This is a genomic window from Rothia mucilaginosa (assembly GCF_964210535.1).
In the GTDB taxonomy this organism is placed as follows: domain Bacteria; phylum Actinomycetota; class Actinomycetes; order Actinomycetales; family Micrococcaceae; genus Rothia; species Rothia mucilaginosa_F.
Genome location: NZ_CAXOMR010000015.1, coordinates 15,430 through 41,607 on the forward strand (window position 1 = coordinate 15,430; position 26,178 = coordinate 41,607).

24 protein-coding genes, 1 tRNA gene and 1 riboswitch are annotated in these 26,178 nt (G+C 61.2%); of the genes, 14 read left to right on the forward strand and 11 right to left on the reverse strand.

All coding sequences use genetic code 11. The features are described from left to right. Positions 1-2: 2 nt before the first annotated feature. On the forward strand, positions 3-494 hold the full coding sequence (locus tag AB8C10_RS06040; protein ID WP_049338547.1) for a low molecular weight protein-tyrosine-phosphatase: 492 nt from the start codon (positions 3-5) through the stop codon (positions 492-494). After that, positions 491-1,159: a hypothetical protein gene (locus tag AB8C10_RS06045; RefSeq protein ID WP_368867169.1), complete on the forward strand. Its 669-nt coding sequence runs from the start codon at positions 491-493 to the stop codon at positions 1,157-1,159. The genes AB8C10_RS06040 and AB8C10_RS06045 overlap by 4 nt, the downstream gene beginning before the upstream one ends. Positions 1,160-1,253: 94 nt before the next feature. Here AB8C10_RS06045 and AB8C10_RS06050 read toward each other — a convergent pair whose 3' ends face one another. Beyond that, positions 1,254-1,400 (reverse strand): hypothetical protein, encoded by a 147-nt coding sequence (locus AB8C10_RS06050; protein WP_368867170.1) that lies wholly within the window; start codon positions 1,398-1,400, stop codon positions 1,254-1,256. Positions 1,401-1,978: 578 nt separating this feature from the next. Here AB8C10_RS06050 and AB8C10_RS06055 point away from each other — a divergent pair. Further along, on the forward strand, positions 1,979-3,247 hold the full coding sequence (locus AB8C10_RS06055; RefSeq protein ID WP_368867171.1) for a multidrug effflux MFS transporter: 1,269 nt from the start codon (positions 1,979-1,981) through the stop codon (positions 3,245-3,247). A gap of 935 nt (positions 3,248-4,182) precedes the next feature. On the opposite strand, the gene AB8C10_RS06060 is transcribed toward AB8C10_RS06055, so the two are convergent. The 4 genes from AB8C10_RS06060 to AB8C10_RS06075 all read right to left on the reverse strand — a co-directional run bounded on the left by AB8C10_RS06060 (position 4,183) and on the right by AB8C10_RS06075 (position 8,384). Then, positions 4,183-5,085, reverse strand: a complete 903-nt coding sequence (locus AB8C10_RS06060; RefSeq protein ID WP_049350526.1) for an aminotransferase class IV — start codon at positions 5,083-5,085, stop codon at positions 4,183-4,185. Positions 5,086-5,240: 155 nt separating this feature from the next. Further along, on the reverse strand, positions 5,241-6,038 hold the full coding sequence (locus AB8C10_RS06065; RefSeq protein ID WP_368867172.1) for an energy-coupling factor transporter transmembrane component T family protein: 798 nt from the start codon (positions 6,036-6,038) through the stop codon (positions 5,241-5,243). Further along, on the reverse strand, positions 6,035-7,663 hold the full coding sequence (locus tag AB8C10_RS06070) for an ABC transporter ATP-binding protein (protein WP_368867173.1): 1,629 nt from the start codon (positions 7,661-7,663) through the stop codon (positions 6,035-6,037). Before AB8C10_RS06070 ends, AB8C10_RS06065 begins: the two co-directional genes overlap by 4 nt. An 88-nt stretch (positions 7,664-7,751) precedes the next feature. After that, positions 7,752-8,384, reverse strand: a complete 633-nt coding sequence (locus AB8C10_RS06075) for an ECF transporter S component (protein ID WP_368867174.1) — start codon at positions 8,382-8,384, stop codon at positions 7,752-7,754. 57 nt (positions 8,385-8,441) lie between these two features. Continuing rightward, a riboswitch (TPP riboswitch) is annotated at positions 8,442-8,542 on the reverse strand. Between the two features lie 266 nt (positions 8,543-8,808). On the opposite strand from AB8C10_RS06075, the gene AB8C10_RS06080 reads away from it, so the two are divergent. Further along, positions 8,809-9,042 carry a DUF4235 domain-containing protein gene (locus AB8C10_RS06080; RefSeq protein ID WP_049340557.1) on the forward strand — a complete coding sequence of 78 codons (234 nt, stop codon included), beginning with the start codon at positions 8,809-8,811 and terminating at the stop codon, positions 9,040-9,042. Between the two features lie 160 nt (positions 9,043-9,202). After that, the gene (locus AB8C10_RS06085) at positions 9,203-10,639 is read left to right on the forward strand and encodes an MFS transporter (protein WP_368867175.1); all 1,437 of its coding nucleotides are present in this window, start codon (positions 9,203-9,205) and stop codon (positions 10,637-10,639) included. Positions 10,640-10,868: 229 nt separating this feature from the next. Here the strand turns inward: AB8C10_RS06085 and AB8C10_RS06090 are convergent, their stop codons facing one another. Both AB8C10_RS06090 and dcd read right to left on the reverse strand, forming a co-directional pair. Continuing rightward, entirely contained in the window at positions 10,869-12,200 is a 1,332-nt protein-coding gene (locus tag AB8C10_RS06090) for a septin family protein (protein ID WP_368867176.1), read from the reverse strand. 129 nt (positions 12,201-12,329) lie between these two features. Further along, positions 12,330-12,929 carry a dCTP deaminase gene (gene dcd / locus AB8C10_RS06095; protein WP_294628205.1) on the reverse strand — a complete coding sequence of 200 codons (600 nt, stop codon included), beginning with the start codon at positions 12,927-12,929 and terminating at the stop codon, positions 12,330-12,332. Positions 12,930-13,098: 169 nt separating this feature from the next. Here dcd and AB8C10_RS06100 point away from each other — a divergent pair. The 8 genes from AB8C10_RS06100 to AB8C10_RS06135 all read left to right on the forward strand — a co-directional run bounded on the left by AB8C10_RS06100 (position 13,099) and on the right by AB8C10_RS06135 (position 20,043). Continuing rightward, positions 13,099-13,172: transfer RNA gene (locus AB8C10_RS06100), tRNA-Gly, on the forward strand. 624 nt (positions 13,173-13,796) lie between these two features. Continuing rightward, the gene (locus AB8C10_RS06105; RefSeq protein ID WP_368867177.1) at positions 13,797-14,417 is read left to right on the forward strand and encodes a thiamine phosphate synthase; all 621 of its coding nucleotides are present in this window, start codon (positions 13,797-13,799) and stop codon (positions 14,415-14,417) included. Between the two features lie 2 nt (positions 14,418-14,419). Next, positions 14,420-15,517 (forward strand): glycine oxidase ThiO, encoded by a 1,098-nt coding sequence (gene thiO / locus AB8C10_RS06110; RefSeq protein WP_368867178.1) that lies wholly within the window; start codon positions 14,420-14,422, stop codon positions 15,515-15,517. A 48-nt stretch (positions 15,518-15,565) separates the two neighbouring features. Further along, a complete protein-coding gene (gene thiS / locus AB8C10_RS06115) occupies positions 15,566-15,763 on the forward strand; it encodes a sulfur carrier protein ThiS (protein WP_049340547.1) in 198 nt (65 codons plus the stop codon). Positions 15,764-15,916: 153 nt separating this feature from the next. After that, the gene (locus AB8C10_RS06120; RefSeq protein ID WP_005509016.1) at positions 15,917-16,687 is read left to right on the forward strand and encodes a thiazole synthase; all 771 of its coding nucleotides are present in this window, start codon (positions 15,917-15,919) and stop codon (positions 16,685-16,687) included. Next, positions 16,678-17,733, forward strand: a complete 1,056-nt coding sequence (locus tag AB8C10_RS06125; RefSeq protein WP_368867179.1) for a ThiF family adenylyltransferase — start codon at positions 16,678-16,680, stop codon at positions 17,731-17,733. The genes AB8C10_RS06120 and AB8C10_RS06125 overlap by 10 nt, the downstream gene beginning before the upstream one ends. A 344-nt stretch (positions 17,734-18,077) precedes the next feature. Further along, positions 18,078-19,190 carry a MauE/DoxX family redox-associated membrane protein gene (locus AB8C10_RS06130; protein ID WP_368867180.1) on the forward strand — a complete coding sequence of 371 codons (1,113 nt, stop codon included), beginning with the start codon at positions 18,078-18,080 and terminating at the stop codon, positions 19,188-19,190. 187 nt (positions 19,191-19,377) lie between these two features. Further along, positions 19,378-20,043 (forward strand): class I SAM-dependent methyltransferase, encoded by a 666-nt coding sequence (locus tag AB8C10_RS06135; RefSeq protein ID WP_314390941.1) that lies wholly within the window; start codon positions 19,378-19,380, stop codon positions 20,041-20,043. 139 nt (positions 20,044-20,182) lie between these two features. Here AB8C10_RS06135 and AB8C10_RS06140 read toward each other — a convergent pair whose 3' ends face one another. Then, positions 20,183-20,884, reverse strand: a complete 702-nt coding sequence (locus AB8C10_RS06140) for a hypothetical protein (RefSeq protein WP_368867181.1) — start codon at positions 20,882-20,884, stop codon at positions 20,183-20,185. 63 nt (positions 20,885-20,947) lie between these two features. On the opposite strand from AB8C10_RS06140, the gene AB8C10_RS06145 reads away from it, so the two are divergent. Beyond that, positions 20,948-21,925 carry a hypothetical protein gene (locus AB8C10_RS06145; protein WP_368867182.1) on the forward strand — a complete coding sequence of 326 codons (978 nt, stop codon included), beginning with the start codon at positions 20,948-20,950 and terminating at the stop codon, positions 21,923-21,925. 89 nt (positions 21,926-22,014) lie between these two features. Here AB8C10_RS06145 and AB8C10_RS06150 read toward each other — a convergent pair whose 3' ends face one another. The 3 genes from AB8C10_RS06150 to AB8C10_RS06160 all read right to left on the reverse strand — a co-directional run bounded on the left by AB8C10_RS06150 (position 22,015) and on the right by AB8C10_RS06160 (position 25,963). Continuing rightward, complete coding sequence (locus tag AB8C10_RS06150; protein ID WP_368867183.1) at positions 22,015-23,985, reverse strand: NHL domain-containing thioredoxin family protein; 1,971 nt, start codon at positions 23,983-23,985, stop codon at positions 22,015-22,017. Between the two features lie 265 nt (positions 23,986-24,250). Beyond that, positions 24,251-25,003: a preprotein translocase subunit SecD gene (locus AB8C10_RS06155; protein WP_368867184.1), complete on the reverse strand. Its 753-nt coding sequence runs from the start codon at positions 25,001-25,003 to the stop codon at positions 24,251-24,253. Positions 25,004-25,276: 273 nt separating this feature from the next. Further along, positions 25,277-25,963: a transcriptional regulator gene (locus AB8C10_RS06160; RefSeq protein ID WP_368867185.1), complete on the reverse strand. Its 687-nt coding sequence runs from the start codon at positions 25,961-25,963 to the stop codon at positions 25,277-25,279. Positions 25,964-26,178 lie beyond the last annotated feature (215 nt).

The following is a 26,178-nucleotide window of genomic DNA, read 5'->3' on the forward strand; positions in this document are numbered from 1 at the left end:
CCATGTACCGAATCATGACTGTCTGCACCGGCAACATCTGCCGCTCCCCCGTCGGCGAATACCTCATCCGCCAGCACGCCCAAGAAGCCGGCGTGCCCGTCACCGTCACCTCCAGCGGCATCAGCAACGAAGAAGAAGGCAACCGCATCGACCCGCGCGCCGCCGCGCAGCTCACCACCCGCGGTATCGACCCGTCCGCGCACCGCGCCAGCGTCTTCACCGTCGAGGACTTCGACCGCAACGACCTCATCCTCGCCATGGACGCACCCCACTACCTGCGCCTCAAAGCTCTCGCCCGCAACGAGGCCGACAAGGCAAAAATCCGCATGATGCGCAGCTTCGACCCGAAGGTCACCACCACCCACCTGGACCAGCTCGGCATCTACGACCCCTGGTACGGTAGCGAACGCGACTTCGTGTACACCACCGGCCTCATTGACGCCGCCGCACGCGGCCTCATCAACCACCTCAAGCAGGAAGGCGACGCGCAGTGAGCCAGCGTATCCCCCTGAACCAGAACCGCCGCGTCACCGCCACCACCGAAATCCTGGAGCTCTGCAAAGACATGCTGCGCCTGGAGCACGGCATCGGCAACGACTTCGACATGGACACCGCCGAATTCACCGAATTCCGTGCCCAGTTCCTCGCCGACTTCGCGCAGATCCCGCTGATCATCGGCATTGACGGCCGCAGCGGCACCGGCAAAACCAGCCTCGCCGCGCAGCTTGAGCAGGAGCTCACCGCCGCCGGGCACAGCGTGCACGTGCTGCACCTGGACGACTTCTACCCCGGCTGGGACGGCCTCTTCGACGGCGTGGAGGCGTGGGACGCGCTATCCGTGCAGCTGACCGAGGGTATTGCCGGAACCTACACCCCCTGGGATTGGGAGGCGGGCGCCCCCGGTGAGGAGCGCACCGTCGACCCGGCGGCTACGCAGGTCATCATCTGTGAGGGTGTCGGCGCGATTGCGGGCGCCTGCGAGGTGCGTATCCTCGTCACCGCCCCCGACGAGGTGCGCCGCGAACGCGCCCTGGCTCGTGACGGTGACACGTTCCGCCCGCACTGGGAACGCTGGGCGGCACAGGAGGAGGCGCTACTCGCCGAAATCCCGGAGGACTACGCGACCGTGGACTTCATCTACGACAGCGCGGCGCAGTAACAGCCGCCTACAAGACAGTAGGGCCCAATGCTTCGTGTATCTGGAAGCATTGGGCCCTACGGCTATTCAGAGGCAGTTTTACTGAGGCGCTGTTTTATTCAGGCATGGAAGCCGGGCTAGCGGATTCCATGCGGTCTTTATCCCAGTAGGTTGAAGTACTCTCCGGCGCGTGCGTGGAGGTCGTGCCGTCTTTTTCGTTACCCGGGTTGTTATTGGACAGCGCAGCAAGGACTACGAGCAAGACGCAAGCTATGAGCAGCAGGATGCATAGCAAATATTTGTAATAGTGGTTGCGCATCTGAGGTTGTCCCTCCGGTCGTATCGCGTGGTATGACCAACGTAAGTTATGCGGTCGCACCGAGCAATGCTTCTCAAGAATATTTCTCAAATATTTCTTCAGTGCCTGGGGCTGAGCGGCAGACGCACGGTAACCGTCGAGAAGGGGCGGTGTTATCTCTCCAATGGAGGGTGGATAACACCGTCCCTTTGCGGTACCCGGTATGCGTAGGGCGCAGCCACGTTTTCCGGAAGCGCCCTCAGGGTGTCGCACAGGCGCTCTCCGCAGCGAAGCGAGGAGGGGCGGAGCGTCTGTGCGACGGGTGCCCCTGCGTAGGCGCGGAGGAAATATGTGGCGTGCCCTCCCAAACCGAAAAAGGTCAAACGTTTAACTTACGAAGCCACACCCAATTCTGATACGGTGAAAAAGTTGTGTTTCCAGCCTGCGCAAGCTCATCCCCAGGGGCGGTACCGCCACATCCATGTTTTAGAGCCGCAGGCGCCGTTGCACGTGCATCACGCAGAAAGAAAAAACTAAGACATATGTCTTCGAAGTCGGTTAAGACCTCATTCGGGCTATCGCCCCTTTTCATTGTTGTTCTGGCGTTGCTGACCGCTATTGCGCCGCTTGCTACGGACATGTACCTTGCCGCGCTGCCCGCTGTCGCGGAGAACCTGAACACGACCAGCACGAACGCATCCCTGACGTTGAGCGCGTTCATGGTGGGTATGGCGCTCGGTCAGCTGGTTGTGGGCCCCCTCTCTGATAAGACGGGCCGCCGCAAGCCGCTGCTGTTCGGTGTGGTTGTCTGCTTCATTGCGACGGTGGCGTGTGGTTTCTCGCCGAATATTGAGCTGCTGATTTTTGCGCGTTTCATGATGGGCTTCACCGGTTCGATCGGTGCAGTGCTGGCGCGTTCCATCGTGACTGATACGACTCAGGGTCTGGCGACCGCTAAGCTCATGGGCATCATGATGATGATTAACGGCTTCGCGCCGGTGCTCGCGCCGCTGTTTGGTGGTTGGGTGCTGTCGTGGGGTAGCTGGCGCGATATTTTCCACGTGCTCGGCGTGGTCACCGCAATCATGATGCTCGGCGTGGTCTTCGTGGTGAAGGAGACCCTGCCGGTGGAGGAGCGCTACCAGGGCACCGCCCTGAGCGTGTACTCGGAGCTGCCGCAGGTGTTTAAGGTGCGCCGCTACATGGGTTTCATGCTGACCATGTGCTTCGCGTTCGGTGCGCTATTCTCGTATATTTCCGGTTCGACGTTTGTGCTGCAGAAGATTCTGGGCCTGTCCGAAACCCAGTTCACGATTGTGTTCGGCGTGAACTCGCTGGGCATTGTGCTGTTCAGCGCGATTGCGACCAAGCTCGTTGGACGTGTGGCGCAGCGCCGTATTGTGAACACCGGTGTGGTTAGCCTGCTCGTGGTGGCTGTGCTACTGACCGTCAGCTTCCTGATGGGCATTTCGCTGGTGCCGACGCTAATTCTGCTGTTCCTGCTGACCAGCTCGTGCGGCCTGATTTTCGGTAACGCTTCGGCGCTGGCGCTGAACGAGGCGCGCCACATGGCGGGTAGTGCTTCGGCGGTAATGGGCACGATTCAGGCGCTGCTGGGTGCGTTGGCGGCGCCGCTGGTGTCCATTGCGGGTGAGCACGAGTACCTGCCGATGGGCTTCTCCATTCTGGGTTTCGCGATCCTGACGGCGCTGGTCCTGTGGCTGACCCCGCGTAAGGATTCGGACTACTCGGCGGACGGCAAGAGCCACGGCGCCGGTGAAGGCCACGGTGCCCCGGCAGCGGGCCACTAGCCTGTTGTTGATTTTTGTATAGCTAAAGCCCCGGATGGGCGACCCGCTAAGGGGTTGCGCATCCGGGGCTTTGCTGTGCCCGTTGACATCAATACTGAGACTTAATATTAAATATGTTGTAGAATAGAAAATGAAATAGCTCGTAAGTGAGGACGAACCCCTTGAGATACACAAAAAAGGGGGTTGGCTCCACCCAACCCCCATCCCTCTACATATTTCCCCGCCTTGGCAACCTACATGCAACAAGTCAACCGAGGCAAGACATACGACAGGAGAGATTAAAATGATACTCCAAACAGCGGATATTGCTAATTTTGTAATGTTCATTGCGGCTTGCGCAACTATCTATGACATCTACATGACCCGGTTTTCCAGCTCCTTCAATAGCCGGTTCACGACTTTGTGGATTCATTTTTACGTGTCTACCCTGTGCTGGCATTTGGAGAGGAAGCAACCCCTTAACCGTCGTTCAACAACCTCCAAAACATACCTCACGCTCATTCCTGTAGCGCTATCTCAAGTAGCTATAATTTGCCATCTGATGATTTATCTTCTCCGCTAGCTCAACACCCCCAAATCAGCTGGTCAAGCTACTGATAATCTATGAGTAATAGCCCCGGATGGGCGACCCGCTAAGGGGTTGCGCGTCCGGGGCTTTGCTGTGCCCGTACATGAGCGCAGGGGCTACCGCGTTTTCCGGAAGCGCCCTCAGGGTGTCAGCCCGGACGCTCTCCGCAGCGAAGCAAGGAAGGGCGGAGCGTCCGGGTGACGGGTGCCCCTGCGTAGGCGCGGAGGAAACATGCGGCGCCCCGGCCCCGCCTCTTAGATATACACAAAGGGACGGCATCATCCTCGCTCCTACAGGGGCACCCGTCCTCGCTTCGCTTCGGACACCCTGATGTCGCTACGGATAATACCGTCCCTTTTGTATGCGGTTAGCTCTGCTGCGCCAGGTAGTTCAACAGCGTGGCGGTCAGCTCCGGGTCGTGTGCCAGCGCCGTACCGTTCAGGTGAGTCACCGGCGCAATCAGACGCACCGACGACGCCAACCACACGCCGTCCGACTCGAACAAATCCTGCGGGTAGAGCGGGCCGAAACCCAGCTCCCAACCGGCCTGGCGTGCCGCCTCGAACACCGCGCCCTGCGTGGTACCGGGCAGGATGCCGTGGCTCGGTTCGGGCGTGTACAGTACCTTCTTGCCGTCCTCAATCTTGGCGACCAGCACCGAGGAGGTGGCACCCTCCAGCACGCGACGCTCGTCGGTGATGAAGATGGCGTCGTCCGCGCCGCGCTCCTGCACGTACCGCAGAACCGCCATATTCACCGCGTAGGAGAGGGTCTTCGCACCCGCCAGCAGCCACGGGTAGGCGCTGTTGTCCATCGGCTCGTGGCCGCGCGGCAGCAGCATCGCCTTCACGCCCTCGGTGCGGCGCTTCACGATGGATGCGGGCACCGGCGACGCCATAATCAGCGTGTACGGGCCCGGCTGCATGGAGGTCACCGCCTGGGTGGGGCCGCGCGAAATAATGATCTTCACGATGTGCTCTTCACCCAGCGCCGTTTCGGCACCGGGGGCCGCCTCACGCATGAGGCGCTCCACCGCCGAACGCAGAATCTCGGGTTCCGGGTCGGGTAGATCCAACATGCGCGCCGATGATTCGAGGCGGGACAGGTGCATGCCGAGCTTACGCACGCGACGGTTGACGGACAGCATGGTCTCGAAGACACCGTCGCCGCGGGTGAAGCCCTGGTCATCAACGCTGATGAGGGGCACGGACGGGTCAACGAAGATGCCCTGCGGGTTCTGCTCGTTCAGAAGAATTACGGTACTAGACATAGTTTTATTGTACGTTCGCAGCCGAACCGTAGGCAGGAGGCGCCGTACCTTCCTGAAGCGACATCAGGGTGCCCGAGCTCTGCGAGGGCGGGTGCCCCTGTAGGAGCGAAGGAAGGGTGCGGGCGCCTCCCTAACCACGTCCAGAGCAGAGCAAACTAGCCCCAGAGGAACTGGATCGTACCCGCCACAATAGATGCACCGTACGCAACAGCGATAATGACGGCGGCGGCAATGCTCACGTGCACATCACGGGGCGAGTAGCTAGGCACACGAGCCCAGGTGCGTTCGCCTGCGCCGAAGCCGCGCGCCTCCATGGTGATGGCGAGGCGGGAGCCGCGGCGGATAGCCTGCACGAGCAGGGCGAAGCTTTGGCCGCCGAAGGTTTGTGCACGTCCAATGAGGGATTGGCCTGCGCCGAGTCCGCGGGCGCGGCGTGCCTGGCCGAGGGCGTTCCATTCGGCGAAGAGAATGCCGACGAGGCGCAGGGCGGCGACGGTGGCGAGCACGAACCGGGAGGGCAGTTTGAAGGTTTGTGCGAGGGAGTCGCCGAGGTCGGTGGGGTCGGTGGTGAGGACGAATGCGAGGGTGGGTAGGACCATGGCGAGGGAGCGGATCATCATGGCTGCGCCGACGGCGGCGGAGTCGGTGGTGATGCTGTTGAAGCCGAGGTCGAGGATGGTGGTGCCGGTTTTGGCGCTGAGCATGGCGACGGACCAGCCGGTGGTGATGACGGCGATGAGGATGGGCCAGAAGCGGGTGAGGACGTTGACGGGTCGGAATCCGACGAGGATGAATCCGAGCAGTTCGAGGGCGAAGAGGATTCCGGAGGTGAGGGGGTCGCGCACGATGAGTGCGGCGATGATGAGGGTGAAGGAGACGATGAGTTTTACGCCGGCGTTGAGGTTGCTGAAGTAGCTGGTTCGGTCGATGGTGCCGAAGAAGTCGGTGTTCATGCGTTCTCCTTTCCGGGGGTGGTGAGGGCGGGTAGGGTGATGTGGTTGCCGCCGAGTGCGGCGGTGTAGTCTTCGTCGTGGGTGATGGAGATGATGGCGGTGCCGCCTGCGAGTAGTTCGCGGATGAGGTCGACGAGTTCTGCCCAGGTTCGTGCGTCTTGGCCGAAGGTGGGTTCGTCGAGGATGAGGATTTTGGGTGCGGTGGCGAGTGCGGAGGCTACGGAGAGCCTGCGTTTTTCGCCGCCGGAGAGGGTGAAGGGGTTGGCGTCGAGTAGGTGGGCGAGGCGCAGGTGGGCCGCAAGTTCGTTGGTGCGTGCGGTGAGGTCGTCTTCGTTGAGGGGTTCGCGGGTGAGCGCGGCGAGTCGGCGGGGGCCGAGTTCGAGTTCTTCGCGTACGGTTCCGCGGATGAATTGGTATTCGGGTTCTTGGAAGACGTAGCCGATGCGGCTGAGCATTTGGGCGGGGGTCCAGGTGGGCACGTCCCAGTGGGCGCGCTCGCTATCGTGGTTGCTGCCGTGGTTGCCACTGTGGTTGCCGTCGTAGTTGCGCAGCGCGTCGGTAGCGGTGAGGGTGCCATCGGGTGCGGTGAGGAGCCCTGCGAGGGTGAGTGCGAGGGTTGATTTGCCTGCGCCGTTGGGTCCGAGCACGCTGAGGTGTTCGCCGGCGTGCAGGGTGAGGTTGATGCCGCTGCGCAGTACGGGCAGGTCGGTGGGTGCGGGTGCGGGGGTGTCGCCGAGGCGTTTGATGGTGCGTCGGCGTGCGCGTCGTTGTTTGGGGGTGGGTTGTGCGCGGGTGATGCTGAGGTTTTCGGCGCGCAGTAGCGCTTCGCCGTGTTCGCTATCGCTGTCGCTCTGCGGCGCACGCGGCACGTAGTTGGGTACCCACACGCCCGCGTCGATGAGTTCTTGGCGTGCTTCGGTGAGCACGGTGTCGGGTGCGCCGTCGTGGGTGATGGTGCCGCCTTCGCCGAGCACGATAATGCGGTCCATGTGCGGCGCCCAGATGCTCACGCGGTGTTCCACAACGAGCAGGGTCGCGCCGGTCGCCTCGGCAGCGGTGAGGATGCTGTCGCGTACTTCCTGCACGCCGGAGGGGTCGAGGTTGGCGGTGGGTTCGTCGAGGATCATGGCGCCGGGGTGCATCGAGAGGATGCCCGCCAGGCCGAGGCGCTGTTTCTGTCCGCCGGACAGTGCGCTGCTGGGGTGGTCGAGGGGCAGGTGGTTGAGCCCTACTGCGGTGAGGGCTTCGGCGACGCGGTCCCAGATTTCTTCGCGGGGTACGCGCAGGTTTTCGGGGCCGAACGCTACGTCGTTGCCGACGGTTGCCATGACGATGGAGGATTCGGGGTCCTGCTGCATCATGCCTGCGGTACCGCGCGCTTCGGCGGGTGCTTGCCCGTTGATGGTGATGGTGCCGCCGGCGGATTCGCCGTCGTCATCGTGGAGCACACCGGCGATGGCGTGCAGGAGCGTCGATTTGCCGGCGCCGGAGGTGCCCAGTAGCAGGACTTTTTCACCGGGGTTGATGGTGAGGTTGAGTCCGCTGATGACGGGTTCTGGGCGTCCGGGGTGGTGCCAGCTGAAGTTGTTGAGCTCGATGCGCGCCCCGCGCGGTGTTGCTTCCATGATGGTTCCTTAGCCTTTTGTGTGGCTGCTGTTGTGTGCCGAGTGGTGACTCGTGGTGAGTGACTGGTTGGTGGCTAGTTGCTGGTGGTTAGCGGCGGGTCTTGCCGGATGCCAGCGAGGAGAGCACACCGGTCTTGGCGAGGTTCTGCACGAGAATCCATGCGAGGAAGCCTGCGATGACTGCGCCGGAGATGACGGCGCACGCTACGTAGATGATTGCCTTGACCGGTTCCATGTCGGGGTAGTAGATGAAGATTTCGTTAACGCCCATGAACAGGCCGCTGAGCGCGCCGGCGAAGACTGCTACGAATGCGTCCCAGCGACGGTAGCGGAAGATTGCGAAGGCGATTTCAGCGCCGACGCCCTGGAAGAAGCCTGCGATCAGGATTTCGCCGCTCCACGCACCACCGGTGAAGAGCACGGAGATGAATGCTGCGACGATTTCGCCGAAGAGTGCCGCACCAGGCTTGCGGATGAGCAGGCCGCCGAGGGTGCCGCCGAGCAGCCACGCGCCGGCGACGATGGGGCGGAATTCGGGTGCTGCTACGAGTGCGGTTTTGGCGGCGGGGCCGACTGCGATGTCCCAGATCCAGAAGATGACGGCGCAGGCTACTGCGATAACTGCGGCGATGACGATTTCGTTGACTCGCCAGCGCAGGTTCGGCTTCTTCGCTTCTGCCTGGCTAGATGCCTTGGAGGCGGGGGTTACGTTCTGCGACATTGGTGGTCCTTCCTTCGTTGGAAGGGGAATGTCCTCGCCCTCTGAATGGACGAGGGCATCGAGAATAATTCGACTCCCTACGCCGGTACTAACCGGATCAGGTTCGAGGGTCTGCTTAGCACTCTCAGCGCCTCGGTGGCGCTCCCCTGTCGTGTGGGGTTCCTTGTCCGTACCGTTGTGGCGCGGGTGGGAACCCAGGTTCGATTGTAGGCTTGTCTGGCTGTTCGTGCCAATTTGCCGCTTTTTGTTTCGTTCTTCTGCCCGCATTACAGAATTGCACGGTGTACAATTTTGGGACGGAGAGGCTCCAAAGCGGCACGAACGCCTTAAACCCTATACGCTAGGGAGTGGCGCTCTTTTCTCACCCAACCCCGAAGGGGTTCACGGGCAGGACGCCGCATCGTATACAGCTAAGGAGATACACATGAACCCCGTCGCTAAGCTTGCTATTGCGGGTATCAACATGGGCGCTGCTGCCCTGGTTGGTAAGGGCCTGGGCGCAGCCTGGACCAAGGCTACCGGTAACCAGCCTCCCGCCATTTCCCACGACTCTGAAGACACCCTGCGTCAGGTCATCCTCTGGACCGTTCTGACCTCCGTCGTCGGTGCTGTAGTGAGCTTCGGTATTGCTCGCCTGCAGCGTCGTTTCTTCAACTAAGACTTTGCGCCTTCCGCGCGAAAGTTCATGAACTAGGCGGTACGTATCTTCACTCGGTACGTACCGCCTGGTGTTCCATCTTCAGCACGCCCGCCCCACTTCAGCCGGTTTCACGCCGCCGCTACGCTGAAGCGCCACCTCGGCATCCGAAAGCACAACTATGACTATTTCTTCTCCCCGCCGTAAGACGAAGGCTCCGCGTAGGGTCGTTGACCACGCGAACAGCCGCCGTTCGGTCGCGTCCTGGGTCATGTGGGATGTTGGTTCGTCGAGCTTCGACTCGATTATGATGACCTTCATCTTCACCGTGTACCTGACCAGTAGCTACTTTGGCACGCCCGAAGAGACTTCTTCGGCGCTGTCGCTGGGTCTGACCATTGCCGGTTTCCTCATTGCGATTCTGGCGCCGGTGACCGGTCAGCGTAACGACAAGTCCGGCAGGGGCATCTTCTGGCTTGGCGTGAACACCATGCTGTTGGTCGGTTCGATGGCGGCGTGCTTCTTCGTGGGCCCCACCCCGCAGTACCTGTGGCTGGGTGTCACCCTGATTTCTGCGGCAAGCGTGTTCAGCGAGTTCGCGTACGTGAACTATAACGCGGTGCTGCCGCGTATCTCCCACCCGGAGAATATCGGTAAGATTTCGGGCGCAGGATGGGCTGCCGGCTACATTGGCGGCATCCTGGCGCTGGCTGTGGTGCTGTGGGGTTTTGTGCTGACCCCCGAGGTGCTCGGCCTGACCACCGATAACGCCCTGAATATCCGTGCGGTCGCGCTGTTCGCCGCCGCATGGTGCCTCATCTTCTGCGTGCCTCTGCTGGTGCGTATGCGCACCCGCGAGCGCTTCCTGCCGGAGGTGCTACCCACCCGCGAGCTGCGTTTCCTGGAGCTCGGCATGGAGCGTCTCTCCCCGGCTCGTCAGGGCGGTCTGCTCGCCTCCTACAAGGCGCTGTGGCGCACCATTAAACGGCTGAAGATGACGTCCCCGCAGACCCTGTGGTTCCTGATTGCTTCGGCGGTGTTCCGTGATGGCCTGTCCGGTATTTTTACGTTCGGCGGTATTCTCGCGGCGGGCACGTTCGGTTTCAGCACTTCCGAGGTGATCCTGTTCGGTATTGCCGGTAGCGCTGTCGCGGCGGTTGGCGCGATTCTGGGCGGCTACCTGGATGACTACCTGGGCCCGAAGGCGATTATTGTTATCTCGCTGGTCGGCATTATCTTGGCGGCTACCCCGTTGCTGTTCTTCCCCGAACCGGGCGTGTTCTGGGTATGCGCCCTGCTGCTGTGCCTGTTCGTGGGCCCGGCGCAGTCGGCATCCCGTACCTTCCTGGCTCGCCTGGCTGATCCCGGTACTGAGGGTGAGCTGTTCGGCCTGTACTCGACCACCGGTCGTGCCACCAGCTTCCTGGCGCCGATGCTGTTCGGTCTGTGCGTGAGCATCATGGGCGCGCAGATTTGGGGTGTGCTCGGTATTCTGATCGTTGTGGTGGCAGGTCTGCTCCTGCTACTGCCGGTGAAGGCGCCCGGTCCGTTGCGTATGCGTGCGGCTCGCCGCGAGCAGAAGCGTGAACAGAAGCGCCGCGACAAGGCAGCCCAGTAAGGCTGCTCGGTAAGGCGTCGCGGGGCTAAGCGTCCTTGCAAACCCCGCAAATACAAGCCTGCAGACGCAACCCCGCATACACACAGGGAGGGGCGGGTAGAAGAATGATCTTCTACCCGCCCCTCCTTCGTGCTTAAGCAGTGCCTATCGAGCAGTACCTACCAAGCAGTGCCTATCAAGCGGAGCTCAGAAAGCCGCGCCAGAGAGCCGTGTCAGTAAGCCGCAGTGGTTAGTCCTCCACCACGTCGTCCTCATCATCAGAGACAGCATCCTCAGAGGAATCCAGCGCAATCTGCTGCTGCTCCTCATCCAGAACCTCATCGCTAGTCATCTGAGCCCAGGTCGCGTCATCAATCAGCGGATCATCAATCACACGAACCCACAGCATCGAACCAGCCGCCAGAGCGCTCAGGTTCTCGTCATACGCCTCCGCAGGCAGACCCTCAAAGATCTCAGCCAGACGCGCAAACAGGTCATCATACGAAATGTCGCCCTCAGCCTGCAGCCAGCACTCAGCCGCAAAATCAGACAGCTCATTCAGCTCAGTGTCACACAGCAGCAAGAACGGGCCGTCCTCACCCACACGCACACCCGAAGTGCCCGGCATACGAGACACCGCAATCGTACCGTTCAAGAACACACCCGGCAGGTGATCCTCAACCGTGTACTTCTCCAGCTTCTCAACCTCATCAGCATTCGGCAGCTCACCGCCATTCAGCAGATCCTGAACCAGCGGCAGAGTATCCTCAACCTCCGAGTACACCAGGCGCCACACGCCACCGCAACGCTCCACCAGCTTAGCCAGCGACACAACACCCTCAGGGTGACGCGCCAGGCCCGAGCTCTGCTCGCTCAAGAACACCAGAGCCTCATGCAGCGGAACACGCTCAAAATACGGCTCAGACGCCGACTCATCACGAGAAATGAACACAATACGCGACAGCTCATAGCTGCGGTCATCACGATCAACCACGTTCAGACCCAGATCAACCGGGTTCTGCTGATCCTTCGGCGCATTCGGGTCAACAATCACAGACAGCGGCTTCGGGTACGGCGACACAACACCCTCATCCGAAATAATCGCAGTCTCATCAGTCAGGTACGCAAACTTCGAACCCAAGAAACGCGACGCAGTCGTCTTACCGCTACCAGAAACACCCACCAACGCAACAGCGCGCTTCGACTCAGGGTCGCCAATAACAGCCGCATGCAGCATCACACCGCGACCAACCAGCTGCTCAATCATCGCCAACGTAATACGGCTCGTCAGATCCTGCATACCCGAATCATCATCAGCCACACGCAGCGTCGACACCTTATCAAACGGACCCATCAACGGATTCGCCAAATCCATCACCGACTCATCAGTCGGCGCATGCACCAGCATCACCTGATCAAAACGAGACAACGAAGCATACGCCTCATCAGGAGTATCAAAAAACTCCGGAGCAAGAGGCTCCCACGCCTTCTTAAAACGCTCCACAAAAGAGTCCGACATATCAATCAGATACAAAGAAACTTCCGCGCCAGCAACACGCAGAACAACAGGCTTCAGATTCATCAAAAATCCTTAGAGAGTGAGAGATAAAAACCCGCACGCGAGTGAACGCACGAGCACAACAGGCGAAAACCGCCCCACGCGGGCGCACAAACACACAGCCTGCACGCCCGCACCCCAAAGCGGGAAAGACTAAGACTCCACAGAACTATCCGCAGGAATCATCGTCTGATGAAAATTCAAATAACTACGCGAAGCAGTCGGGCCACGCTGACCCTGGTAACGGTTACCATACGCACCAGAACCATACGGATGCTCAGTCGGGCTACTCAAACGGAAGAAACACAACTGACCAACCTTAGAACCCGGCCACAACATAATCGGCAAAGTCGCCATATTCGACAACTCAAGCGTCACATGCCCAGAAAAACCAGGATCAATAAAACCAGCCGTAGAGTGAGTCAGAAGACCCAAACGACCCAACGACGACTTACCCTCCAGGCGGGCAGCCACATCATCAGGCAAAGTCACCTTCTCATACGTAGAACCCAACACAAACTCACCCGGATGCAAAATAAACGGCTCATCAGGAGCCACCTCAACCAGGCGCGTCAAATCCTCCTGCGGCTGAGCAGGATCAATATGCGGGTACTTATGGTTATCAAACAGACGGAAGAAACGATCAATCCTCACGTCCACACTTGCAGGCTGAATCATCGACTCATCGAACGGTTCAAGAACGATGCGCCCATCAGCAATCTCTTGACGAATATCGCGATCTGAAATAAGCACGCTTAAAGGATACCTGGCAAACACCACCCACGTGCAGGCATCCACCAGCCCCAGTACACAGGCCTACATCACATTTCAACCCCGGTACCCCGCACACAAACAGCCGCAACACATTTCACCCCCGACACATTTCACCCCCGGCAAGCAGGCACGATACACTGAAAAAGATGCGGCTGTAGCTCAATGGTAGAGCGCACGCTTCCCAAGCCTGATACGCGGGTTCGATTCCCGTCAGCCGCTCCACAAGCCCCGGACCTTATGGTTTGGGGCTTTATTTTTTAGGTTGGATGCGGTAGTTGGGCCAAGAGTTTAGGATGCCGCTTGGGTTGGACGGGTCGAGGCGGTATGTTCCTTGCTCCTACAGGGAACCCGTCCTCGCTCCGCGTCGGACACCCTGATGTCGCGACGGAACATACCGGCCTCTCCCCTGCCTCTCTTCCCCTCTCCGGGCAGGTGGAGTAGTGGGTGCGGCTGCCGCGGCAGGGGTGCGAACCGCGGGCTACTCGGCTTGGGAAGAGTGTGCGCGGAGAGGGGGAAGGAATACTCGGGTTGGGTACCGCAGGCAGCTCGCCAAGATTGAATATTGGGTTCAGGGTACCTCACCGCAGGCTTGCGCACGGCTCAGCTATACCTTCCTGAAGCGACATCAGGGTGCCCGAGCTCTGCGAGGGCGGGTCCCCTGCAGGAGCGAAGGAAGTGTATAGCGCGCCAGCCTATCCCCTACACAAGCGAGGAACACACCCCGCAAGCCACCCCAAAACACTTGAAGAATGTTCAACTCACCCCACAGCTGTGCTAACCTAACCACAGAAATTCAATGAGAGATTTTCTCAAAAACAGCTACTCGACGACGAATCGTAGACCCGCATGACCCGCGAAACGCACCCCTACACCACCCCCGAACGTCCCCTCGACCTGAGCCTCTACCTCGTCACAGGCGACAACCCCCTCGAAACCGTCCGGGCAGCCAAACACGCCACCTGCATCCAAGTCAGGTCCAAACCCATCAGCGCGCGCGAGCTCTACCAGCTCACCGAAGCTATCGCCGGCATCATCCAGCCGCACCAGACCCTACTCGTCGACGACCGTGTCGATGTTGCCCTCGCGTTGCGTGCCCGCGGTGTGCGCGTTGACGGCGTGCACATCGGTCAGGACGACCTGCCCGTAGCCGACGCCCGCGCCCTCCTCGGTGCCGACGCGATCATCGGCCTCACCACCGGCACCCGGCAGCTCGTTGAAGAGTCCAACAAGGTCGCGCACCTCATCGATTACATTGGCACCGGGCCGTTCCGCCCCAGCCCCACCAAGCAGTCCAACCGCCCGCCCCTGGGCGTTGACGGGCTCCGCGAACTTGCCGAGCTGTCCGCCGTGCCGACCGTGGCTATCGGCGACATCACCCCCGAAGACTGCCCCGCCATCCGCACCACCGGAGTTGCCGGAATCGCCATGGTCCGCGCCTTCGTCGACAACCCCGCACTGAAGGCATAACCATGACCATCACGATTATTGGCGGCGGAATCATTGGCCTCACCACCGCGTTTGAGCTCACCGAACGCGGCGAGAGCGTGCACCTCATCGACGCCGAAACCAGCGACTACGGCACAGTCAAGGACAGCACAGTCGAGGACGGCACGGCGCTCTACCCTGCTGCCAGCCACTACGCCGGCGGCATGCTCGCGCCCATCGCAGAAGTGCAATTCCAGCAGGACGCGCTCTTCCCGCTCATGACCGCCAGCGCCGACGCCTACCCCTCCCTCATGGAGCGGCTCAGCCGCGCCACCGGCCTGCCCACCGGCTACGACACCACCGGCACGCTCATTGTCGCCGCCGACCGTGCCGACGCCGAGCACCTACAGCGCACCCGCGCCTACTACCGGGACATGAACCGCCCCGCGGACCCCGTCACGCCCACGCAGGCGCGCACCCTCGAACCGCTCCTGGCGCCGCGCATTGCCGGTGCCGTGAGCATCCCCAGCGACCATCAGCTGCACCCGCGGCTCATGAGGCGCGCCCTCAAAGACGCGCTCACCCGCCGCGGTGTAACCTTCAGCACCGAACGGGTCACCGACCCGGACGCTGGCGACATTATCTGCACCGGACTAGGGGCAACGCTGCACGGGGACTACCCGCTACGACCCGTCTACGGGGACATTCTGCGCCTGCGTGCCCCGCGGCCCATCCTCAAGCACGTGGTGCGCGGCTACGTGAACTCCCGCCCCGTCTACCTCATCCCCCGCCCCGGCGGAGAGCTGTGCATCGGCGCGACCAGCCGCGAAGACCACCGCACGCTACCCGCCATTGACGGCGTGCACCAGCTACTGCGTGACGCAATCCGCCTGGTGCCCGCTGTTGAAGAGTGCGAGCTGCTGGAGGCGAACGTCGGCGCCCGCCCCGGCACCCCGGACGACCTGCCCATCTTCGGGCACCGTACCCGCGCTGATGGCACCCGTCAGCTCGTGTCCACGGGCTATTTCCGCCACGGTATTCTGCTTGCCGCGCTCGCCGGCAAGGTCGGCGCGGAGGTCGCCTGCGGGGCGGAGATTCCGCCCATCATGCAGGCGTGCGACCCGGCACGATTCACCCACTAAACACAGTCCCCGCCGGATGCACCCGGCACCTTCACGAAAGGATTTCGCATGATTATCACCTACAACGGCGAGCCGCTAACCACGAACGCCCCCACCGTATTTGACCTTGTCATGGACCAGTTCGGTACCGAAAATGGTGTGGCTGTCGCGCTCAACCGCAGTATCGTGCCGCGTTCCACGTGGCTGGATGTGCCGCTAAGCGAGGGCGATAGGGTGGATGCCCTCACCGCCGTGCAGGGTGGCTAACCCGCCAGCCTGTACCGGTTAGATTCCCGCTGGTGAATACCCACCGGCAAAAAAAGAACAGACATTCTCGGTTTTCTTTCTACACCGGGCGCGCCGCCGCGCCCACACAACACCTAAACCCCGTTATCTAGACGTTCCCACAGAGGAGAACTCATGAGCCTCACACCGCTCACCATCGGCGACCGCACCTTCACATCCCGCCTTATCATGGGTTCCGGAGGCGCAACCAGCATGGACCTGCTCGAGCAGGCGCTCATCGCCTCCGGCACCGAAATGACGACCGTTGCCATGCGCCGTCACGCCGCAGGCACCCCCATTTTTCCGCTTCTGCAGAAGCTCAATATTGCGCCGCTACCTAATACCGCAGGGTGCCGCACCGCAGCTGACGCGGTGATGACCGCAATGCTCGCCCGCGAGGCGCTGGGCACTTCCTGGGTAAAGGTCGAGATCATCCACGACGAAGACACCCTGCTGCCGGACACCGTGGAGCTGTTGAACGCTTGCGAGCAGCTGGTCGCCGAGGATTTCACGGTGCTCGCGTACACCTCTGACGATCCGGTGGCTGCCGCTCGCCTGGAGGATGCGGGCGTTGCGGCGGTTATGCCGTTGGGCGCGCCGATTGGTACCGGTCTGGGCATTTTGAACCCGCACAATATTGAGCTGATTGCTTCTCGCGCGCAGGTTCCGGTGGTTCTGGATGCTGGCGTGGGTACCGCCTCCGACGCGGCGCTGGCGATGGAGCTGGGTTGTGATGCGGTATTGTTGGCGTCGGCGGTGAACCGTGCTGAGGATCCGGTTGCGATGGCTCAGGCGATGAAGTTTGCGGTGCAGGCGGGCGCGTTGGCGCGTGAGGCTGGCCGTATTCCGGTGCGTGAGCACGCGAAGGCGTCGTCGCCGTCGGAGGGTTTTGTCTCGTGGATGTAAACCTTGCCCCTACCCCGGTGAATCCGGAGCATGCGCGTCTGGATCGCGAGCGCACGGACCGTCAGCGTCGCCTGCCGGGCTTTGATCAGGATGCGGTGGCGGCTGCCCGCGTGTTGGTGATTGGCGCTGGTGGTTTGGGTTGTCCGGTGGTGCAGGCGTTGGCGGCGGCTGGTGTGGGGTATCTGCATATTGTGGATTCTGATTCGGTGGAGCTGTCGAATATTCAGCGTCAGCCGCTTTTTGGTGTGTCTGATGTGGGTGAGCCGAAGGCGGAGGTTGCGGCGCGCCGTGCCCTGGAGCTGTGCCCGTCGTTGACGGTTGAGACAACGATTCGGCATGTGGATGCGTCCTGGATTTTGGATCTTTTCGCCGCGTCGGCACCGGATTGTGTGGTGGATTGTACGGATACGTTTGCATCGAAGTATCTGATTGCGGATGCTGCGCAGGTTGCGGGTTTGCCGCTGGTGTGGGGCACAGTTTTGCGTTTTGGCGGGTCGGTGAGTCTTTTTGAGCCGGATGGCGCGCATTTGCGTGATATTTTTCCGACGATTCCGCAGACGGTGGAGTCGTGTGCGCTTGCCGGGGTGTTGGGTGCGACAACAGCTGTGGTGGGTTCGCTGATGGCGACGGAGGTGCTCAAGTTTGTGAGTGGTTTGCCGACGGCGGCGGGTACTCTGCTGACGTATGATGCCTTGTCGGGTACGTGTACGTCGTTTGGGGCGGTGCCGGATCCGGCGCGTGTGGTGCCGGTGGATTTGTCGGCGCATGATGTTCCGCAGGTTCTGCTGGATGTGCGTGAGGTGCCCGAGCGTGAAGAGTCGGTGAAGCATGAGGGTTCGTTGCATCTGCCGCTATCGCAGCTGAGCGACGCTGAGGGGTCGCTGTTGCCGGCAACCGACGTGCCCGCGGAGCTGCTGAGCTTGTTTGAGTCGGTGCGTGATCAGCGTGTGGGCGTTTTCTGTGCCTCGGGTGCGCGAGCGCAGCGCTTTGTGCAGGCGTACGCGGAGCTGGCGGGCGAGTACGGGGTGCGCCTCACGGCAATCTAGTGGTCCACCGGCGTAGCTATCCCTTCCGGAAGCGACATCAGGGTGTCCCTGCAGGAGCGGAGGAAGGGCCTAGCGCGCCAAGGCGCCAAGAGTCTAGGTGTAAGGAAAGCGGTATCGCCCGTAGTGACATCAGGGTGTCCGAAGCGAAGCGAGGACGGGTGCCCCTGTAGGAACGAGGGCGTATACCGCTTTCCGCTTAACTGGTAGGCGCTTAACTCGTAGAGACGGTTTCCCCATGTGCAGGGCGTAAAATCGTGTATAACACGGCGGCACGTCGCGCGGTTTGTTCTGCCCAAAAACTGCCCTGCCGCCTCCTGTTTTCGCACACTCACTCTAGGAGTTTTATGCTCACCGTCCCTACTGTGCCGCTTGTTTTGTGCACGGCTCTCATCGCCCTAACCCTGCTCATTAGCGGTATTGCTAAGGCGAAGGATCCGCAGAGTACCGTGACTGGTATTCAGAATCTTGGTTTGGAGAAGATCGCGCCGACCCGTGCGGTGTCGCTTGTCCTGCCGTGGTTCGAGATTGCCCTAGCCGCCGTCCTGCTGCTGTCGCCGGTGCGGTTGCCTGCGGTGATTGCGTCGGGTTTGGCACTGATTCTGATGCTGTTCTATACGGTGGTGATTGCGCGCGCGCTGGCGACGGGTCGTACTGCTGGTTGTAATTGCTTTGGCTCTGAGTCGAATGCGCCGGTGAGCCGTTACACGCTGGTCCGTAATATTGCGCTGCTGTTGGCGGCGGCTGGCGCTCACGCGGCGGCCCTGGCCGGTGGTGCAGGTGTGCTCTTCACGCTGTTCTCGTTGGATGCCTCCGGCTGGGCTTGGGTTGTTGGTGCGGCGCTGATTGCGCTGACCCTGGATGCGGTTCGCCGCGGTGATGCTCTGGGGCAGTCGGAGCCGCAGGCTCAGGTGATTTTGCCGGAGCCGGTGTATGACGAGAACGGCGAGGAGCAGTATGTTCGTATGCCGATTCCTCATGCGGCGCTGTACCTGGAGAATGGTCGTCACACGAATATGCGCGCGTTGGCTAAGAATCAGGCGCGTGTGCTGGTGTTTGTGTCGGCGACGTGTGCTGGTTGTGTGAAGTTTTTGAAGACGATGTCTTCGTGGCAGGAGCGTCTGCCGCAGGTGGCGTTGCATCCGGTGTATTCGAGCCTGGAGTCGTTGCAGACCTCGCGTAATGCGGGTACGTTGCCTGAAGGTTTGACTCCGCTGATTGACCGTGATGCTGGTGCGCGCGCGAATTTCGGTAATGGTGTGCCGTTGGCTGTGGTTTTGGGTGCTGATGGTCTGATTGCTGGCGGTCCGGTGGCTGGTAAGGAGGAGGTTGAGGCGCTGCTGGCCGATATTGAGGCGCAGTTCGCTGAAGCTGCTCGTCTGGCTGAGGAGGAGCGTGAGGAGCAGATGCGTAAGGCGATTGCTGAGGGTACGTCGAATACTGAGGGCGACCACCTCTAAACGCGCCCCTATCGTCCAGCCCCTGTAGCGCCTCTGTAGCGCTTCCGATAGCCCCGTCCGGCTCTTACTGCCCTTACCGGCAGACGCCGGGTGGGGCTATGCTAGTACGTAGCGCACACACCGCTTATACGCCGCGGTCACCTTGCCTGGTGGCTGGCGCGTCCTCAACCCTGTCTAAGGAGTTTTTATGGCAATGATGAGTTTCAACGCTCCGGGCGAGCGTGAGAAGTCCTTGTGGCTGGTCCGCAAGGAGAGCAACCCGAATCATTCGCAGTGGTACATTGACCGTTTTAAGGCGATGGAGGCTGAGGGCAATGATATGGCGGGTGAGTCTCGTCTGGTGAATGCGTTGGCTTCTCGTGGCGCGAAGATTCTTGATGCGGGTTCGGGTCCTGGTCGTGTGGGTAAGCAGCTGCACGCGTTGGGTCACCGTGTGACGGGTGTGGATATTGATCCTGAGCTGATTGAGGAGGCGCGCCGCGTCTGCCCGGATGCTACGTGGATTACGGCTGATCTGGTGGATTTGCCGGAGGTTCTGGGCATTGAGGGTGACGCCACTGAGGAGAATGGTTTTGAGCTGCTGGTGTGTGCGGGTAATGTGATGGGTTTCTTGGCTCGTTCGACTCGTAAGCCGGTGGTCGAGAATTTCCGCCGCGTGTTGGCGCCGGGCGGCCGTGCGGTGGTTGGTTACGGTTCGGGTCCGGGCCGTGATTATGCGTTTGAGCAGTTTTTGGCGGATGCCCGCGAGGCTGGTCTGAATGTGGATAACACGTATTCGTCGTGGCAGATGCACCCGTTTGTTGAGGGTTCTTCGGAGTTTTTGGTGGCGGTACTGTCCCGCCCGGCGGAATAGGTTCACCTATGCAACGAGCGCACTAAGCGTTCTGAGCTAGGCATGCAAAAGGCCCGGCGCCTGCCCCGTGTGGGGTGGGTGCCGGGCCTTTGCACATCCTCAAGAAGCGCATCCAGAAGAACTTTAAAGAATGGGTGTTCTAGTGGATGAGGTAGATGGTGCGGGCGAGTTCTTCGGGCATGAAGGATGCGGCGAAGAGGATTGCCACAATGATGACGGCGAGCGCGGTCATGAGGCTGGAGCGCCAGCCGGGGTGCAGCTCGTTGAAGGTGATGAGTCCCTTGTGTTCTTTGTCCATGTTGACCACGTTGATCTGCTTGTAGATGGTGGTTTGGGCGGAGAGCTTTGAGGAGACTTCTCGCATGGTTTTGCCGTCCCAGACGCGGCCGTCGATGCGCATGAGCTGTTTGCCGTCTTTGTCGACGGCCCACATGGCGGGGAAGCTGCGGTAGCGTAGGCGGCCGGCGACGGTTTTGAGTTTCTGGCCGTAGGCTTTTTTGGGGTAGAGCTTTTCGACGAAGATGGTGTGGTCGATGTTTTCGAGGGGTACGGCGAACCAGCCGAAGGTGCGTGCGCGGAGCACGTGGGTTTTGGTGATGACGATAATGGTGGGTTTGAGGACTGAGTAGAGGTTTACGCCTGCGATGGTGCCGATGAGCAGTACGAGGATGGTGTACGGCAGGGCGGGTCGCTTGTAGAAGATGAAGGCGAGTGCGGCGAGGAGCACGATGGTGCCAGGGAGTGCCGCTTCGATGCGCCTGCCGTAGGAGCGCATGCGGGGGTGGAATAGTTCGTTGACTTCGCCGTATTTGGCGGGGACTTCGTGAGCGCGTTCTGCCATATACACAACTTTAGTGTGTGCGGTGCGTGAAACCTAGCGGACTACCTGCGTTACCCTGGTTCTATGCGTAATTTTTCTCCCGTGGAGCGGGTTCTGGCAATGTGGATGGTCGGTGTTGTGGTGGCGGTGTCTGTGGCTGCTGCGGCGCTGGTTATGACGAATAAGCTGGTGTATGGCCCGACTGGTCAGGTGCGGGAGTATTTTCATGCGTTGCGTACGGGTAATGGTTCGTATGCGCGTGGTTTGTTGGGTGCGCAGATTCCGGAGGGTGACGCGTCTTTGCTGGATGGGGATGCTTTGAGGCGTTCAGTGTCTTCGTTGGGTGAGGTGTCGTATGAGGTGGTGGAGACCAGCGAGGATGGTGAGCATGCGACGGTGCGTGCTTCGTATTCTTTGGGGGGTTCGCAGCAGCATACGGATTTTCGTTTGCACCGTTCGGGCACGCATTGGGGCTTTTTTGATAAGTGGGCTATTGATGAGGCGTCTTTGCCATCGGTGAAGGTGAATATTCAGGGTGTGGAGGCTGCGACGATTAATAACCGTAAGGTTGCGGTGGATAAGGGTGTGGCGTCGTTCCCTGTGTTTTATCCGGGTGTGTATGCGGTGTCGTATGATTCGACGGTGTATACGGCGCAGAAGGTGAATGAGGTGGTGACGGCGCAGGATGCGAATCATGCGGTGCGTATAGAGTTGAAGCCGAGTGATAATGCGTTGGCGTCGGTGAAGGAGCAGGTGCAGGATCATTTGAAGAAGTGCACGCAGCAGAGCACTCTTTATCCTGGTGGGTGCCCTTTTGAGTATGCGTTTACGGGTCGTGTGGATTCTGAGGTGAAGTGGTCTGTTGAGAAGGTGGCGGATCCGCAGGTGAGTGTGAGTTCGGCGGGTGTGTGGTCGTTGAAGCCGATGTCGGGTACGGCGAGGGTGTCATTTACTCAGTTGGATTTGTATACGGGTGCGCGTTCGCAGGTGCAGAAGGAGATTCCGTTTACGTTGAAGGCGTCGGTGGAGGCGGATGCGAAGGCGGTCCGTGTCTCCTTCTAGACGTAGTTACTACGTAGAAAAGGGTCAGTATTATTCTCGCTCCTAACAGAGGAGAGGATAATACTGACCCTTGATTCTTTTATAGGTTCCTAGTTGATACCGCGCAGGTCCAGGACGAGTTCACTTTCGTCTACCTCGTCACCGGTCACGATGACGGGAATACCCCAGTCCTGCTGGTAGAGGTGGCATGCTGCGTGCTCGGGGATGTCACCGTCGGGGGTGCCGTCGCAGGCGGCGGCGCGGGCGGTGATGTGCAGGACTGCCTCGGTGATTTCGGGGTTGAGCACGAGGGTGCGGGTCAGTCCGGTGGAGGTGCCGGCGCCTTCCAGGATGAAGTTCTCGGGGGTGGATGAGATCTTCAGCTGGGTGGGGTCGCCCCAGCGGGTGTCGAGCTTCTGGCCGGTGGGCACGGTGAATCGTGAGGTGAATTCGAGGGTGCCGCCGGTGAGCTTGGTGGAGGGGCGTGCGGTGGTGATGGCGCCTTCGTCGACGTGCTGTGCCTTGGCGGGGATGGAGGCGCGTACGAGCTGGTGGGCGTTGGTTTCGACGATGATGAGGCGCGGTTCTTCGCCGGGTACTTCTTCGACGAGCAGGTCGGAGGGCTCGTCGAGGCCGCGTTCGAGGGTACCGAGGGTGCCGGTTGCGGGGTCCCAGCGGCGGATGGCGCCGTTGTAGGTGTCGGCGACGGCGACGGAGCCATCGGGCAGTTCGGTCAGGCCGAGGGGGTGCTGCATGCGGGCGGTGTCGGAGTCGCCGTCGACGAAGCCGAAGTCGAACAGGCCCTTGCCGACGGCAGAGGTGACCTGTACGCCGTCCTCGGTGAAGGTGACGTGGCGCAGGCCGCTGGTTTCGGAGCAGGCGACCCAGAGGCTGCCGTCGCGGGCTTCGATGATGCCGGAGGGCTGTGCGAACCAGGCGTCGGCGGCGGGGCCGTCGGCGAGGCCTTCGACGCCGGAGCCTGCGAAGATGCTGACGGCGCCGGTGACGGGTTCGTAGCCGAAGAGCTGGTGGGTGCCCGCCATGGCGATGATGAACTGGCCGGCTTCGCGGGAGTAGACGGCGTCCCAGGGTGAGGAGAGCGCGATTTCGGTGGCGGGTACGTCGGCGGGGATGTGGTTGGGGTCGCCGGTGATGGCGTTATCGCCGTCGATGACGCGCTGCACACCGTTGCCCGCGAGGGTGCGCACTTCGCCGGTGCGCAGGTTGATGGAGCGCAGGCGGTGGTTGACGGTGTCGGCGACCAGCACGTCGTAGCCGAGCTGTTCGCGCAGGTTTTCGGGTACGAGGGCGAGGCCGGCGGGCTCGTTGAAGCGCGCTTCGGTGCCGGTGCCGTCGACATGGCCCTTGACGGGGTGGTTTACGGGGTCGTCGCCGCCGCCGTAGGTGTTGATGACGGTGTTGAGGTCGGCTGCTACCTGCAGGATGCGGTGGCGTGCGGTGTCTGCGACGAGGTAGGTGCGCTCGCGGTTGCCGAAGAGGTTTGCGGGGCCGAATTCGGCGGGCAGTTCGATGGCCTTGCCGGGGAAGGCATAGGTGCCGACTGCCTTGGGGCGGGGCACGTAGGGGCCGTCGCCGCGGTGTAGGGTGCCCTTCGCCTCGTGTTCTGCGACGAGTTCACGTACGAGGGAGGTGAGGCCCTGCACGTGGCCTTCGCCGGAGAGATGCGCGACGATGTAGCCTTCGGGGTCGACGACGACGAGGGTGGGCCATGCGCGGGCGGTGTATGCCTGCCAGGTGGTCAGTTCGGGGTCGTCGAGTACGGGGTGGGTGATGTGGTAGCGGTCGACGGCTGCGGCGAGCGCTACGGGGTCTGCTTCGTGCTCAAATTTGGGGCTGTGCACGCCGACGGTGACGAGTACGTCGGAGAATTCTTCTTCGAGGGGGCGTAGTTCGTCGAGGACGTGCAGGCAGTTGATGCAGCAGAGGGTCCAGAAGTCGAGAATAACGATTTTGCCGCGCAGGTCCTGCAGGGTCAGGTTTTTGTCGCCGGTGTTGAGCCAGGCTCGGCCTTCGAGTTCGCTGGCGCGCACGCGTACGTTGCGGGTGGTGTTCTCGCTCATGGGTTCTCTCTCCTGTTGGGTGCGCCGCGTGTGGGCGCGTTGGTTTGCTGTCCCCATTATGCCAGCGTGGTGGGGGTGGTTCGCTGGGAGTTGAGCTTTGTGACTTGGGGGCTTAACGACCTGTCATATTAAGTCATATTGCGGGTGGTGTGTGGGTGCACAGAAGCGCCCCGCACGCATCACTATCGGATGCGCACGGGGCACTTGGTAAGCCCTATTCTGGCGGGCTGTTCTGGCTGTTCTGCCCGGGGGCAGGAGCTAGTCTTTACTTAGCGCCTGCGACCTCGGAGAGGTCACCAATCTTGGTGGGCTTGACCGGGGTCTTAGCGGTGCCGCTGAAACCGTCGATACGGCCGGGTGCCTTCGGGGTCTCAATGGTGGAGACGTCGGTCGCCTTCTCGAAGGTCTTAGTGTTCAGCACGGATGCGGTGCCGTCTGCATTGACGACGGTGTAGAGGTTGTCCTTGGGGTTGGTCTTAATCCAGGAGCCGTCCTCTTTCACGACGATGGTTGTACCGTTGGAGTCGATGCTGGTCCACACACCGGTGTTCTGGATGCTAACGATAGCGCCGTCCTTGGCTTCGAATGCGGCAAATTCATCGGTGTAGTAGACGGTGCCGTCGCTGGTCTGCACCTTCTTCACACCGGACTGCTCCTTGAGCTGCTCCAGTGCTTTCTTGCTGCCGGTGTAGCCTGCGGAGGCTCCCTGCTGGGCGGCTTCCTGACCCTTCTTGAGTGCTTCGGTTGCTTCGCTGGGCAGGCCGCTAGGTGCGCTGATGGTGCCCTGGGTGGTCTTGGTTTCTGCCTTAGTGGTTTCAGCTGCTGCGGAGGTGGTGCTTGCGCTGGTTGCTGCTGCGGAGGTGCTTGCGGGTGCCGAGGCAGTTGCGGAGGCGGTTGCAGAAGCGGACGCGCTTGCCGATGCGGAGGAGTTGGAGTTGGTGCCGGAGTTACCGCCGCAGGCTGCGAGGCCGAGGGCACCGGCAATGGTCAGGGACAGAACAGCAATAGACTTCTTCACTGTAGTTTCTCTTTCTGTATGCGCCGCTCTGCAACGGCGCAGTGCGTGGTGTGGTTGACCTGTACACGGGCTACCCGGCGTACGCCATCATGCTAGCACCGCGACCTGAAAGCTCCCTGAGATGTTGCGGGTGGCCCCTCCCCCGCTACTTTCACGGCTCTTCTCAGCGTAGCTTGAAGACGCAAAACGCCCCGCACGCATCACACTCGGATGCGCACGGGGCGTTCAATTTCTCGGGGCGGTCACCAAGTAGCTACCCCTGTACGGGTCTGCCTACTCGTGGGTCTTGGCGCTGGTCGGCTTCACGCCTTCCTTCGGGGCGGTGCTGTAGCCGTCCACGGGTGCCGGGGGCTTGGGCAGTTCCAGCGACTTGTAGTCCTGGGAGTATTCACCGGTGACAACGTTCGTGATGGTGGCTTCACCGTTCTCGTCAACAGCGATGGTGTCGCCGTTGGTCTTGATGACGCTCCAGTCGCCGGATTCGCTGACGCTGCTGAGCGATCCGTCGGGGCTAACGCGGATCCAGCCGCCGTCATCCCTAATCAGGATGTAGTCGCCGTTCTTAGCTTCGACGATGGATGCGCCTTCCTTCGTGTTGGTGTACACGGTGCCGTCAGCGTTGGTGCTCTTCTTAGCGTTGGGGTCCTTCTTGGCCTGTTCAGCACCCTTCTTGAAAACGTTGTATCGTTGCTTACCGATTCTGACTGCGGTGTTGTCGCTGGAGCTGCTATCGGTGCCCTTGGTATCTGAAGAGCTGTCGGAGGATGCGCTTGCCTTGGACTCGGAGGATGCGCTCGCGGAAGCGGTAGCCGACGCACTTGCAGAGGCAGTTGCCGACGCGGTTGCGCTGGCGGAGTTGCTCTGGCTTTCGGTGGGTGCCTTGATGTTGGTGGGGCTGCACGCGGCAAGGCCGAGCGTTGCAGCGAGGCTCAGGGACAGAACAGCGATAGACTTCTTCACTGTGTTCTCTTTTCTGGTAGGTCCCGAACTGCGCTGGGCGTCCGGGGTGTCCGTTATGGGTGGGACTTGTTGAGCGGGCGTTATTTCCCGCGTCCAGCCTAGCACCTCATTCTGGCGGTACTCTGCAAGCGCACAGAAACGCCCCGCACGCATCGCTATCGGATGCGCACGGGGCGTGCGGGTCTAGCTAGTCGCCAGCTAAGTGGTGGATACGT

Excerpts from the sequence above, each read along its gene's own strand:
- AB8C10_RS06105 (WP_368867177.1), top strand. The coding sequence starts at position 13,797 with ATGACCCGCGAAACGCACCCCTACACCACCCCCGAACGTCCCCTCGAC.
- AB8C10_RS06085 (WP_368867175.1), top strand. The coding sequence starts at position 9,203 with ATGACTATTTCTTCTCCCCGCCGTAAGACGAAGGCTCCGCGTAGGGTC.
- thiO (WP_368867178.1), top strand. The coding sequence starts at position 14,420 with ATGACCATCACGATTATTGGCGGCGGAATCATTGGCCTCACCACCGCG.
- AB8C10_RS06080 (WP_049340557.1), top strand. The coding sequence starts at position 8,809 with ATGAACCCCGTCGCTAAGCTTGCTATTGCGGGTATCAACATGGGCGCT.
- AB8C10_RS06065 (WP_368867172.1), bottom strand. The coding sequence starts at position 6,038 with ATGAACACCGACTTCTTCGGCACCATCGACCGAACCAGCTACTTCAGC.
- AB8C10_RS06055 (WP_368867171.1), top strand. The coding sequence starts at position 1,979 with ATGTCTTCGAAGTCGGTTAAGACCTCATTCGGGCTATCGCCCCTTTTC.
- AB8C10_RS06090 (WP_368867176.1), bottom strand. The coding sequence starts at position 12,200 with ATGAATCTGAAGCCTGTTGTTCTGCGTGTTGCTGGCGCGGAAGTTTCT.
- AB8C10_RS06075 (WP_368867174.1), bottom strand. The coding sequence starts at position 8,384 with ATGTCGCAGAACGTAACCCCCGCCTCCAAGGCATCTAGCCAGGCAGAA.
- AB8C10_RS06130 (WP_368867180.1), top strand. The coding sequence starts at position 18,078 with ATGCTCACCGTCCCTACTGTGCCGCTTGTTTTGTGCACGGCTCTCATC.
- AB8C10_RS06135 (WP_314390941.1), top strand. The coding sequence starts at position 19,378 with ATGGCAATGATGAGTTTCAACGCTCCGGGCGAGCGTGAGAAGTCCTTG.
- AB8C10_RS06120 (WP_005509016.1), top strand. The coding sequence starts at position 15,917 with ATGAGCCTCACACCGCTCACCATCGGCGACCGCACCTTCACATCCCGC.
- AB8C10_RS06040 (WP_049338547.1), top strand. The coding sequence starts at position 3 with ATGTACCGAATCATGACTGTCTGCACCGGCAACATCTGCCGCTCCCCC.
- AB8C10_RS06145 (WP_368867182.1), top strand. The coding sequence starts at position 20,948 with ATGCGTAATTTTTCTCCCGTGGAGCGGGTTCTGGCAATGTGGATGGTC.
- thiS (WP_049340547.1), top strand. The coding sequence starts at position 15,566 with ATGATTATCACCTACAACGGCGAGCCGCTAACCACGAACGCCCCCACC.
- AB8C10_RS06140 (WP_368867181.1), bottom strand. The coding sequence starts at position 20,884 with ATGGCAGAACGCGCTCACGAAGTCCCCGCCAAATACGGCGAAGTCAAC.
- AB8C10_RS06060 (WP_049350526.1), bottom strand. The coding sequence starts at position 5,085 with ATGTCTAGTACCGTAATTCTTCTGAACGAGCAGAACCCGCAGGGCATC.
- AB8C10_RS06150 (WP_368867183.1), bottom strand. The coding sequence starts at position 23,985 with ATGAGCGAGAACACCACCCGCAACGTACGCGTGCGCGCCAGCGAACTC.
- AB8C10_RS06070 (WP_368867173.1), bottom strand. The coding sequence starts at position 7,663 with ATGGAAGCAACACCGCGCGGGGCGCGCATCGAGCTCAACAACTTCAGC.